Origin of the sequence: Snodgrassella sp. ESL0253, assembly GCF_013344965.1 — a bacterium.
Taxonomy (GTDB): Bacteria; Pseudomonadota; Gammaproteobacteria; order Burkholderiales; family Neisseriaceae; genus Snodgrassella; species Snodgrassella alvi_B.
Genome location: NZ_JAAEDQ010000002.1, coordinates 123293 through 135739, shown reverse-complemented (window position 1 = coordinate 135739; position 12447 = coordinate 123293). Strand labels below are relative to the sequence as shown.

8 protein-coding genes and 1 other RNA gene are annotated in these 12447 nt (G+C 47.1%); 7 read left to right on the top strand and 2 right to left on the bottom strand.

What is annotated here, in order from left to right; translation table 11 throughout:
- Window positions 1–422 precede the first annotated feature (422 nt).
- The 4 genes from GYX26_RS02550 to GYX26_RS02535 all read left to right on the top strand — a co-directional run bounded on the left by GYX26_RS02550 (window position 423) and on the right by GYX26_RS02535 (window position 5855).
- Window positions 423–1400, top strand: coding sequence for an L-lactate dehydrogenase (locus tag GYX26_RS02550; RefSeq protein ID WP_174827904.1), 978 nt, complete (start codon window positions 423–425; stop codon window positions 1398–1400).
- Window positions 1401–1589: 189 nt separating this feature from the next.
- Window positions 1590–3371 (top strand): assimilatory sulfite reductase (NADPH) flavoprotein subunit, encoded by a 1782-nt coding sequence (locus GYX26_RS02545; RefSeq protein WP_174827903.1) that lies wholly within the window; start codon window positions 1590–1592, stop codon window positions 3369–3371.
- 93 nt (window positions 3372–3464) lie between these two features.
- Window positions 3465–4592, top strand: coding sequence for an acyltransferase (locus GYX26_RS02540; RefSeq protein WP_174827902.1), 1128 nt, complete (start codon window positions 3465–3467; stop codon window positions 4590–4592).
- Between the two features lie 117 nt (window positions 4593–4709).
- Window positions 4710–5855: an acyltransferase family protein gene (locus GYX26_RS02535; RefSeq protein ID WP_370520829.1), complete on the top strand. Its 1146-nt coding sequence runs from the start codon at window positions 4710–4712 to the stop codon at window positions 5853–5855.
- Window positions 5856–5946: 91 nt separating this feature from the next.
- Here GYX26_RS02535 and GYX26_RS02530 read toward each other — a convergent pair whose 3' ends face one another.
- Both GYX26_RS02530 and rnpB read right to left on the bottom strand, forming a co-directional pair.
- Complete coding sequence (locus tag GYX26_RS02530; protein ID WP_174827900.1) at window positions 5947–7257, bottom strand: MFS transporter; 1311 nt, start codon at window positions 7255–7257, stop codon at window positions 5947–5949.
- A 332-nt stretch (window positions 7258–7589) separates the two neighbouring features.
- Window positions 7590–7949: RNase P RNA component class A (gene rnpB / locus GYX26_RS02525), an RNA gene on the bottom strand.
- 143 nt (window positions 7950–8092) lie between these two features.
- Here rnpB and GYX26_RS02520 point away from each other — a divergent pair.
- From GYX26_RS02520 to GYX26_RS02510, 3 genes are all read left to right on the top strand, one after another.
- Entirely contained in the window at window positions 8093–9934 is a 1842-nt protein-coding gene (locus tag GYX26_RS02520) for an ABC transporter ATP-binding protein (RefSeq protein ID WP_174827899.1), read from the top strand.
- Window positions 9935–10037: 103 nt separating this feature from the next.
- Window positions 10038–11735, top strand: a complete 1698-nt coding sequence (gene dld, locus GYX26_RS02515) for a D-lactate dehydrogenase (protein ID WP_194240681.1) — start codon at window positions 10038–10040, stop codon at window positions 11733–11735.
- Between the two features lie 338 nt (window positions 11736–12073).
- Window positions 12074–12211, top strand: a complete 138-nt coding sequence (locus GYX26_RS02510; protein WP_174827898.1) for a hypothetical protein — start codon at window positions 12074–12076, stop codon at window positions 12209–12211.
- The last annotated feature ends 236 nt before the right edge of the window (window positions 12212–12447 follow it).

Below are 12447 nucleotides of genomic sequence, written 5' to 3'. Positions count from 1 at the left end.
ATATAAAAATTTTTTCTCTGACAAAGCCATCACAAACCAGTCAAATACCACCCTTACGCACCTTGCACCGTAGAACGGCTGGTCAGAGGGTTTGTTTGAAATCCTCGCTAGCTGGTGTAACTATAGTACAGTTGTCAGCTTGGCTGATGTGAATATTGTTTGCCATTTAAGCACATGCCTCGCAGAATAATCAGCCTGTTGGTGGCTCTGTTTTTGGTATGGTAAAAACTCATTCAAAATTAAACATAAAAATAAATAAAATAAAAAAATCCATACAAAATGATATTTATATACATCATTTACCAAAATATGTAATCAAAGATGAATATTAATAAATTAAAAAATTGGCATGTGTGAACCTGCTACAATTTATGCATAAATTCGCATAGATTTGTATTTATCCATAGAAACGAGGTTGAATTATGTTGCAGCCCACTAATGCTAAAAACCATCAGAAAATTGTGCTGGTTGGTGCCGGTGCTGTTGGTTCTACTTTTGCTTATGCAGCTACTCTTCAAGGTATCGGTCAGGAGCTGGTGATTGTCGACGTTGCACGGGATAAGGCTCATGGTGATGCCAAAGATATTGCCGATGCTTTACTGTTTACCTACCCGAAAAACATTTACGCTGGCGATTACAGCGATGCTGCCGATGCTGATATCGTGGTGATTACCGCTGGTGCAGCACAGAAACCGGGTGAATCGCGTCTGGATTTGGTTAACCGCAACTTGCATATCATTAAAAGCATCGTAACTCGTATCGTGGAATCCGGCTTTAATGGTATTTTTCTGGTAGCGTCCAATCCAGTGGATATTCTTACCTATGCCACATGGAAACTATCCGGTTTTCCGGCAGAACGGGTAATCGGTTCCGGCACCTCGCTGGATTCTGCCCGTTTGTGTAAATATGTAGGCTATCTGTTTGATGTCGACCCGCGTACTGTGAATGGTTATATTCTTGGTGAACATGGCGACACCGAATTTCCGGCTTGGTCACACCTGAGTGTAGGCGGTTTGACTATGGAAGAATGGATTAAAAATGACCCGCGCTTTACCGAAGCCGATTTGGATAATATTGCCAACCGTGTAGTTAATGCTGCTTACGATATTATCCGTCTCAAGGGGGCAACTTATTATGGTGTCGGCGCGGCGCTGGCGCGTATCTGTCGTGCGCTCCTGGACGATGAAAACACCATCTTGCCTGTTTCCGCCTATCTGAACGGCCAGTATGGTGTTCAGGATATGTATATTGGTACGCCGGCCGTGCTCAACCGTCATGGTGTCCGTCAGGTAATTGAAATACCGCTGAATGAAAAAGAGCAGGGCTTAATGCTTGCCTCAGCCAGCCATCTGGATGGAGTGATGCGCAATACCTTTGCCGAAATCGGTATACAACGTTAGCACGACAGTCTGGAGAAGTCAGACTATGCGTTTCTGGGCAGCCCGCCGGCTGCCTTTTTACATATGCTTGTCGCTTCTAACTAAATAAGCGCCATTTCTTTCTCAAAAATCTTTGTGCTTGCTAGTATGGCTGAATTGTTTTTAGCAGCCTGTAAATGAAATTAATCATAATTTTATCGAGCACAAGCCATGACCATACCCCTATCCCCCGAATTGCTGCAATCACTCGCGCAGCTATCGCCCACGCAGCTAGCATGGCTATCTGGCTATGCATGGGCAACCAGCCAGCAGGGAAGTGCTGCTGCTCCGGTAGCCGTTCCTGTAGCCAGTGCTGCCGCAGCAGTTGTGGCACGTAAAGTACTGGTTTTATCCGCCTCACAAACCGGCAATGCCCGCCGTGTGGCAGAAAGTCTGCAACTGAAACTTGAAGCCGCGGGCATTAATGCTACCCTCTGTGCCAGTGGCGACTACAAAAGCAAGCAGCTTGCCAGTGAAGATATTCTGCTGCTGGTTACTTCCACTCAGGGTGAGGGTGAACCGCCGGAAGAAGTCTTACCGCTGTATAAATATCTGTTCGGTAAAAAAGCCCCTGCTCTTAATCAGCTTCATTTTGCCGTACTGGGACTGGGCGACAGCAGCTATCCGCAATTTTGTCAGTGTGGTAAAGATTTTGACCACCAACTGGCACAACTGGGCGCCCAGCGTCTTGCCGAGCGGGTAGATTGCGATGTTGACTATCAAAGCAGCGCAGCAGCGTGGCAGGATAAAATCGTTGCCCTGATTAGCGCCCTGAATAGCAGTCATGCCGGTGTGAGTAATGAGGTACAGCAAAGTGTGGTTGTCGCCCAGACGGCGGTATTTACTAAAGAAGCCCCTTTCACAGCCAGCCTGAGTGTACGGCAGAGAATTACAACGCCCAATGCCGGCAAAGACGTTGAGCACATTGAAATTGATTTGGCCGGTTCCGGTATCCGCTATCAGCCCGGTGATGCACTGGGTGTGTTTTATCAGAACGCCCCAGCGCTGGTCAGTGAAATTCTGCAACATACGCAGGTGGATAAGGATGCACCGGTGCGTCTGGCGGATGGCCGCGAGGTGACTATTGAACAGGCATTACAAAACGAGCTGGATATTACGCAGACTACACCAGCTTTGGTACAGGCTTATGCGCAGCAGGCACATATTGCCGAACTGGATGGCATCATTGCTGATGCTGCTGCCTTGCAACAGTTTATCGCCACCACACCGCCGGTAAGTGTTTTGGCCACCTATCCGCAGCTACTCAGTGCGCAGACACTGCATGATCTCTTCCGCCCGCTGACACCACGCCTGTATTCCATTGCCTCCAGTCAGGACGAGGTTGGGGAAGAAGTTCATTTAACGGTGGGTGTTGTGCGCTTTAGCCAGCGTGGCCGGCAATATACCGGCGGTGCTTCGGGTTTTCTCGGTGAATATTTGCAGGAGGGTGGGGCGGTACGGGTATTTGTGGAAGAAAATCACCGTTTCCGCTTACCCGAAGATGGTAATACGCCTATCATTATGATTGGTGCCGGCACCGGCATTGCCCCGTTCCGCGCATTTATGCAGCAGCGTGATGCCAATGGCGACGCGGGCGAAAACTGGCTGGTTTTCGGTAATCAGAAATTTACCGATGATTTTCTTTATCAGGCGGAATGGTTGCAATACCGCAAAAGCGGGTTATTGACTCGTTACGATTTTGCCTGGAGCCGGCAGGGTAATGAAAAAGTTTATGTGCAGCATAAATTGCGTGAACAGGCCGCGGATATCTGGGCATGGTTACAGCGAGGAGCACATATTTATGTTTGCGGCGATGCCAGCAAAATGGCACATGATGTTGAGCAGGCATTGCTGGATATCGTGGCCACTCACGGGCAGCTTAGCCTTGAAGATGCCGATGACTACCTGAGTGAGCTGCGGCAGCAGCAGCGTTATCAGCGGGATGTGTATTAACCGCCATGCATTATGATGGAAACGAGATTCACAAACCCTGACCAAACCCATTAATATCGGGTTGTGTCCAACCTTTGCCCGTTTGCAGGGATTATGCTTGAATCATATCAGATGTTTGGCTGGATACTGGGATTATTACTGCTGTGCTGGGCGGTATTCAGTTCGCGGCTGTTTGTATTTATGGATAATCCCGGCAGCCGGCGGATAGAGCGGCTGGATGGCCTGCGCTTTTTGCTGGCATTCAGCGTAGCCATGCATCATTATGTTTACAGCTATTATTATCTGCATGGCCAGTCATGGACACCGGCTGTATTTGCGCATAATCCGCTCAACCTGCGCATGGGCGTATTCGGCGTTACCCTGTTTTTCATGCTCTCAGGCTATCTGTTTGCCCAATCCAGCCCGGCATCGTGGCTGCATTTTTATCTGAAACGCTTCTTGCGCATTGCCCCGATATTTTATTTGTCTTCATGCTGTTGTGTGCTGCTGGCACTGTATCTGCAACGGCATACACTGGTAAGCCGCGATATGCTGCTAAACCTGTATTACTGGTTTGATGCCGGCATTACCGGTGTCAAACCGCCATTGTTTGGTATGCGGGATGCACGACTGATTAATGCTGGTGTAGCGTGGACATTATACTGGGAATGGGCTTTTTACTTTTCCCTGCCGCTGTTGTGCTTTGTGCGCCAGAAAACCGGCCAGCTACCACTGGCAATCAGCGTGCTATTTATCGCCGTCTATTGTGTCGCCCCGTTTAATCAGCCAAAAGCCTATTTCATAGCCTGCTTTGCCGTGGGCGCGCTGGCCAGAATAGTGTCAGAATCGATACAGATACCGAAAAAGCTGTGTGATAGCGCAATTGTGCTGTTATTAGTGCTGATTTTCAGCATCACCACTGGCCGCTACCACATCAACTTCCTGCCCCTGTTTGCCCTGCTGTTTATCCTGATAGCGCTGGGCGGCGATATATTTGGACTGCTCCGGCTGAAAGCCTTTGTACGGCTTGGTGATGCCAGTTACAGCATTTATTTGTTACACGGCATTGGGTGGTTCTGTTTGAATAAAGTGATTCAGCTAACTGCAATCAATCTGAATAAGGCCGAATATACCCTGCTTGCTACAGTGGTATTGATTGATTTAATGCTGATATGCACCTTAACTTATAGGTTTATTGAACAACCTTTTATGCAGTTGGGTAGGAGTAAACGGCATATTTGAGGATAAGAACAAGTAAAATAATTTGCTTATGTTAAAATAAATTAAACTAAAAAGGGTTTTAGTTTGTGCATCAAGATACGCACAAGTTATTTTTCAACTTCCTCAAAAATTTTATAAATGCTGATTCAATATAAATTTATCTTATGGATGTTCGGACTGATATTTCTTATCTGGCTGTTATTTGGCTCAAAATACTTTGCTTTTATGGACAAAGGCAATCAAACTCAATCTAGAGTAGAGCATTTGGATGGATTAAGATTTTTTCTGGCATTTATAGTGGCATTATTTCATTATATTTTGTGTTATTCCTATTTCCATGGGCAGGAATGGTCAGAGCAGGTTAATCGTGTTGCATATCCAAATCTTATAAACATGGGTGGCTTGGGGGTAGCTGTATTTTTCATGATTTCCGGTTATCTGTTTGCTTCTACTCAATCTTCTTCATGGTTGCAGTTTTATCAGAAACGCTTTTGCCGTATAGCTCCCGTTTTCTTCATCTCCTCAATATTCTGCATTATTATTGCTTTCTGTATTCAAAAAGATAATATAAATGCTGATAAGCTAGTTAACAACTTATACTACTGGCTTGATGTAGGTATTATTGGCAATAAACCACATTTATTTGGCTTAGAAAATGCCCATTTGATTAATGCCGGAGTCACATGGACGCTGTTCTGGGAGTGGGGATTTTATTTCTCATTGCCAGTTATCTGCATACTACGGGACAAAATAGGCTTAATGTCCTTAAGCATGGCAGTGCTGTTTATCTGTGTATATTTTGTTTCGCAATACAATCAAAATTATGCAGTATTTATATCTTATTTTGCTATTGGTGCTTTGGGCAGAAAATTACCTGAGAAAATACAAATACCCAAATATATCTGCAATATCGGGATTATATTAACTGTACTTTTCATGCTTACAGTTGCCGACAGAGTTTACAATATTGTCTATCTGCCGGTTATGGCATTGCTATTTATATTTATTACCATGGGTGGTGACGTTTTTGGTTTGTTAAGACAGAAAGCCTTTGTACGGCTTGGTGATGCCAGTTACAGTATCTATCTGCTGCATGGTCTTGCTTGGTATGGTATGAATAAATATATTGCGGTGCATAATCTGGTTTTAAACCGGACTCAGTACACATTGGTATCCACCGCAGTTATGTTTGTATTACTGATTATCTGTACCTTAACTTATCAGTATATCGAAAAGCCGTTTATGGCTTTGGGACGGCGTAAGTCTCCGTGGCTGAAAGAATAGGTTTCAGACATTACATAACATCTGCCCGGAATAGTTACACTATCCCGGGCAGTTTTCTTTATACAGTATCTGGGTGTTATTTCAGGGATAACTAATTGTCTGCTTGCTGTTGCTTTTCGGTATTCTGCAAGGTGGCTTGAACATGCTGTTCAGCACTGTCGACATCATACGGGGTATCGGTAGCATCATTGTTACGTGGGTCAAGTTCAGGAGCTATCGGCCCGACATTGCCGGATACGGGTACATAAACACTGCGCTCCGAAATCGGTACGGCTGGCTGCATAAAGGCATATACCGCCAGAACAGTGGCAATAATGGCATATACGCTGTAAAAGCCATAGTGATTAAATAGCTGCATCACTGCACCGAGAAGTAGTGGTGCTACCAGTGAGCCCAAGCCATACACAAACAGCAGACAGCGATTTACTTCTACTGTATTCATATTGGCGGGTAAAACATCATTGGCGCGCGCCAGCCCCAGTGCATACAGTGGGAAGCCGCTACAGCCGATAGCCAGTGCAATCACACATTGTGCCCAGATATTGCCCGGCATAACTAATAGCAGCAGCATACCACAGACTGCGGCTGCCGCAGCTACACAGGCACAGCCGAAAATGGTGCGCGGACGGCCGAATTTATTCGACAGCCAGGCGATAAACAATTGAATGGTGAAACCGCCAATCATTGCTGAACCAAGAAACAGGGATACTTTAGGCAGGCTGTAACCCAGTTTCAGTATGAATACGGAGCCCATGGTGAAAAAGCCATTAATAAAAATCCCGGCCATAAAACAGGCTAACCACGCCAGTGGGACAATGGAAAGGACATGTGGCAGGCTGATGCGCTCGCGCTTGGGAATTTCCGGCTGCTGCATACGTGTCAGCCCTACCGGTAATGTGGCGACGATTACCAGAATGGCTGCCAGCGTGAAGATATTGTTACTGGACATATTCAGGCTCAGCAACAATACACTGGTCGCTGATGATACGTAATACACCACTTCATACAGCGCCAGAATCTTGGCGCGGGTCTGTGGGACACTGCGTGCGGTAAACCAGCTTTCCACTACCATTAATAAGCTGTAATGACAAAATCCCAGTACCGCACGCAATATGCCCCACATCCACAATTGTTCCACCATCAGATGGGCGAGGGCGGCAATGGCAAACAGGGCACCAAACACACTGAAGCTGCGGATATGCCCTACGCGCGAAATAATGCGGTGTGACACGATGGCAGAAATGGTGCCACCAACAAAAAAGGCTGCATTCAGAATACCAATGGTGATATTGCTTACCCCCATTTGGGATGGCTTTACCCCAGCCGAATTCAGAAACAGCCCATAACCTGAAAACAGGAAAAAAAGGGAACCATATAAAGACAAAAACTGGCGCGTATGCATGCGGATACCGAAAAAGAAGAATAGCGAAGCCTGACATCAAACAGCTGTCAATGTACAGGAAGAGAGACTGTAAGATGCCAATTTATAAGTAAAAAACAGTTTATTTTGTGTAGACTAATGACACTGTCCGGTTAATGCTGCCAGTAAATCCCAACATATTCTTTGCAGCAGTTCATGGCATGCTATACAAGTAATATACAGGAGTTTTAAGGCTGATACCGGGTAGCGGTTACCGAGTAATCTATATTGTGCATGATTGTACAGCAAACTGGCAGTACATAGTCTGATAGAAATTTAAGCAGCCAGACGGATAAACAGCAATGCTGAGGGGGCACATCAGACAACCGATAAGCCGGGTTCTGTCTGGGACAGTCATTCATCTGGGCGACACATTACTGTGCCGCTCAAGCAACCTACCCGAATGCTCGGCGAGCAGCGTCAGCGCATTCTGTTTGGTCTTGCTCCGAATGGGGTTTGGCCTGCTACACGTTGTTACCAACGGCACGGTGCGCTCTTACCGCACCATTTCACCCTTACCTGTGCTATGGGTAAACCACAGCCATCGGCGGTTATGCTTTCTGTTCCACTTTCCGTCGCCTCACGACGCCCGGCTGTTAGCCGGCATTCTGCTCTGTGGAGCCCGGACTTTCCTCCATGCACGTATTGTACACAGCGACTGTCTGGTATGCTGATGTGCCGGCAGGATTTTAACACAAACCAATGAGAGCTGATTTATATTTCAGATTATGTATAATGATTTCGTTTATCATTTTTCTGGCTGCAATAATCGTTTGTGCGGCCGTTATGGCTCAATTATGCAGAAAGTCCACGCAGTATGTTATTGAACCGATTTTTAAGCTGGTTTGAAAACCGCATTGATGCTTATCCCGAGACGTTGCCACAGCCGTCGCGAAAGGGTGTGCTGCCGTTTATCTGGAGCTGTCTGGAGGGCGCACGCCTCTGGCTGCTGGTGATGGTAATCATGACCATTGGTACGGGGATTCTGGAGGCTTTGGTATTCCGGTTTCTCGGTACGGTGGTCGACTGGCTTGGTGGCTATGCACCAGACAGATTGTGGCCGGAAAAAGGACATGAGCTGATTCTGATGGCGGCGGTAATGATATTCAGTATTTTCTGGTCGTTTCTGTCTTCCAATGTGCAATTTCAAACCTTACAGGGCGCTTTCCCGATGCGCTTGCGCTGGAATTTTCACCGCCTGATGCTCGGGCAGAGTATGGGTTTTTATCAGGACGAATTTGCCGGACGGGTTTCCGCCAAAGTAATGCAAACGGCGCTGGCGGTGCGCGATACAGTGATGTCGGTGGCCAATATGCTGGTGTATGTACTGGTGTATTTTGTCACCAGCGGCATTATTCTGGCTGGTATGGATAGCTGGTTATTATTGCCATTTATCCTGTGGATTGTGCTGTTTGTGCTGGTACTGCGCTTTTTGATTCCGAAACTGTCTAAAACAGCCCAGCAGCAGGCGGATGCACGCAGCCTGATGACCGGCCGCATTACTGATGCCTATACCAATATTGCTACGGTAAAGCTGTTTTCTCATAGTGCACGTGAAGCTGCCTACGCCAAGGCATCCATGCAGGAATTTCTGGTGACGGTCAACGCGCAGATGCGGCTGGCTACTTTACTCGACAGTCTGAGTACCGCGATTAATATTATGCTGGTGGTCAGCTCCGCCGGTCTGGGTATCTGGTTATGGATAAATGGGCAGGTTGGTGTCGGTGCGATTGCCACCGCTACGGCAATGGCGTCGCGGATTAATGGGTTGTCACACTGGGTAATGTGGGAAAGTGCGCGCCTGTTTGAGAATATCGGCACGGTGGAAGATGGCATGAAAATCCTGTCCCGTCCCCATACAATTGTGGACAAGCCAAAAGCTCTGCCGTTAAAGGTTAATCAGGGCGCAATTGATTTTGAGCATGTGAATTTCGCCTATAGCGACGATAAACCGCTGTTGCGCGACTTTAATCTGCATATCCGTGCCGGTGAAAAAGTGGGTCTGGTAGGGCGCAGTGGTGCCGGTAAAACCACGCTGACTAATCTGTTGCTGCGTTTTTATGATGTAAAAGGCGGGCGCATTCTGATTGATGGTCAGGATATCCGTGATGTTACGCAGGACAGTCTGCGCGCGGCATTGGGGCTGGTAACGCAGGATACATCTCTGCTGCACCGTTCTGTGCGCGACAATATTGTCTATGGGCGCCCGGATGCCTCAGAAGAAGCGATGGTACAAGCGGCGCAACAGGCTGCTGCTGATGGCTTTATTCCGGCATTGAGCGATGCCAAGGCACGGCATGGCTATGATGCACATGTTGGCGAACGCGGGGTAAAACTGTCTGGCGGGCAGCGTCAGCGCATCGCCATTGCGCGGGTGATTCTGAAAGATGCCCCCATTCTGCTATTGGATGAGGCCACCAGTGCGCTGGATTCAGAAGTGGAAGCGGCCATTCAGGAAAATCTTACCCGGCTGATGCAGGGTAAAACCGTGGTGGCCATTGCGCATCGCTTGTCTACGATTGCAGCCATGGATCGGCTGATTGTGATGGATAAGGGGCAGATTGTCGAGCAGGGGACACATAGCGAGCTGCTGGCTAAAAATGGGGTTTATGCCATGCTGTGGCAGCGGCAGAGTGGAGGTTTTCTGCCTGAGGCCTGATGGCTACTGCCACATGTTAAAGTTCTTTCCGTTAACATATAATTGTTCTAAAATGGCCTGTACTGATTAGAAATAAGTAACTGTATACAAAAGGAGAAGTAATATGGATATCAATATACATACAGGCCTCGTTCATACATTACAGGCAATTGTCGGACAAGAACATACCCACACCGATCCGGCGCGTACTCTGCCTTACCGGCAGGGCATCCGTTTCGGTGTGGGCGATGCTATGGCTGTCGTGCTTCCGGGTACACTGGTTGAGCAGTGGCGCGTATTAAAAGCCTGTGTAGAAGCCGACGTGATTGTCATCACTCAATCCGCCAATACCGGCCTCACCGGTGGTTCTACTCCGGATGGTAACGATTATGACCGGCCGATTGTGATTGTCAGCACGCGCCGGCTGGATGGCATTCAGGTGATTGAAAATGGCGAACAGGTAATCTGTTTGCCGGGCAGTACCCTGTATCGTCTGGAAAAAGAGCTGAAAAAATACCAGCGTGGCCCGCATTCCGTGATTGGTTCATCCTGTATCGGCGCATCGGTTATGGGCGGTGTGTGCAACAATTCAGGCGGTGCGCTTATCCAGCGCGGCCCTGCCTATACCCAGATGGCCGTTTTTGCCCAGCTTGATGAAAACAGCCAGCTGCATCTGGTTAATCATCTTGGCATTGAGCTGGGGGATGACCCAGAAACCATTTTGCAGAATCTGCAAAATGGTCATTACAGTGATAAAGACATCAAGCGCGATGCCGGCATGGGACATGACCACGAATACCGCGACCATGTACGCGAGATTGATGCAGATACGCCAGCGCGCTTTAATGCCGATCCGGCACGCCACTATGAGGCTTCCGGCAGTGCCGGACGTCTGATGGTATTTGCCGTGCGTCTGGATACTTTCCCATTAGAAAAAAATTCTGCGGTTTTCTATATCGGCAGCAATGATACGCATGAGCTGGATGATATTCGCCGTCATATTCTCAGTACATTCAAAAATCTGCCGGTATCGGGCGAATATATGCACCGCGAGGCTTTTGATATTGCTGCGGTATATGGCAAGGATATTTTTGTTGCCATTCAGAAGTTCGGTACCGATGCCATGCCGCGCCTGTTTGCTTTCAAGAACTTTGTCGACCGTACCTTGGCAAAAATTCCGTTTTTCCCGAAGAATTTTTCAGACCGTTTTGCGGTATTCATGTGCAAATTCCTGCCTCAGCACTTACCTCAGTCAATCCGTGACTACCGCGACCGTTACGAGCATCACCTTATCTTGAAAATGGCTGACGATGGTATTGTCGAAGCAGAAGAATTTCTGCAAACCTTTTTCGAGCAAAAAACCGGCAGTTATTTCCGCTGTAATGAAAAAGAAGCCGAAGCAGCCATGCTGCATCGCTTTGCCGCAGCCGGCGCGGCTACTACCTACCGCAATGTGCATAGTGAGACGGTAGAAAACATTGTTGCGCTGGATGTGGCCTTGCGGCGCAATGACAGCGAATGGTTCGAAACATTGCCACAAAGCATCAATCAGCACTTTATCCATAAAATGTATTATGGCCACTTTTTCTGCCATGTTTTCCATCAGGATTATATTGCCAAAAAAGGTACCGACTGCAATAAGGTTGAAGATGAAATGCTGGTATTGCTGGATCAGCGTGGCGCGCAATATCCGGCAGAACATAATGTTGGCCATTTATATCATGCCAAGCCAGCCCTGAAAAAATTCTATCGCCAGCTTGACCCAACCAATAGCTTTAATCCCGGTATTGGTAAAACCTCGAAAAAGAAATACTGGGCTTAATCTAACAGCTTTTGCTACCAATACCGCCAGCGTTCAGCAACGTCTGGTGGTATTTTTTATTCAGCAGCAACAATTGGTGTTATGCAGGCAGATTGGTGAGTTTCTATTATAAATAATTGAAAATATGAATACTTAATCCATATGGATACATGGAATATGCTGTGTTTGATTACACCAGTGGCGTAACAGACAGAAAGGAGAGAGCAATATGCAATAGTGTTATCTGTGCAAAAGCGGGCAGGGAGTATCTGCTTTGGGTTTGGGCTGTATAGGATTAAGTTTATGGACATGGCTCAGCTACGGATACTACACAGGCCATTGAACTGATTCGTGCTGCGATGGGTGAGGGTGCAACTCTGTCTAATACAGATGAAGTTTATGCTCCCTATCAGAACGGGGAAGTAGTGGGGCAAGCCTTAAAGCTTTATCGTCAGCAGATGGTGATGGCCAACCCAATCCGGTATTACCAGCAATGAAAACAAATAGCAGATTTTAAATTGAAATTTTCTTTGAGCACAGCATATCATCCTGTCTACTGTGTGCCTGTATAGCATTAATACTGTTTCAGCGCAGGCAGGTGGCTGAGTTATTACTGCCGCTAATGTATATCCAAACAGGTAATGCAATACCTGTTTGAATCTGTATTACATGTTTGTCATTAATATTTAACTTCAAATCCTGACATAGCCTCACTATAGGTATATTAATACTT

Coding starts and splice junctions, on each gene's coding strand:
- GYX26_RS02550 (WP_174827904.1), top strand. CDS start 423: ATGTTGCAGCCCACTAATGCTAAAAACCATCAGAAAATTGTGCTGGTT.
- GYX26_RS02545 (WP_174827903.1), top strand. CDS start 1,590: ATGACCATACCCCTATCCCCCGAATTGCTGCAATCACTCGCGCAGCTA.
- GYX26_RS02540 (WP_174827902.1), top strand. CDS start 3,465: ATGCTTGAATCATATCAGATGTTTGGCTGGATACTGGGATTATTACTG.
- GYX26_RS02535 (WP_370520829.1), top strand. CDS start 4,710: ATGCTGATTCAATATAAATTTATCTTATGGATGTTCGGACTGATATTT.
- GYX26_RS02530 (WP_174827900.1), bottom strand. CDS start 7,257: ATGCATACGCGCCAGTTTTTGTCTTTATATGGTTCCCTTTTTTTCCTG.
- GYX26_RS02520 (WP_174827899.1), top strand. CDS start 8,093: ATGTTATTGAACCGATTTTTAAGCTGGTTTGAAAACCGCATTGATGCT.
- dld (WP_194240681.1), top strand. CDS start 10,038: ATGGATATCAATATACATACAGGCCTCGTTCATACATTACAGGCAATT.
- GYX26_RS02510 (WP_174827898.1), top strand. CDS start 12,074: ATGGGTGAGGGTGCAACTCTGTCTAATACAGATGAAGTTTATGCTCCC.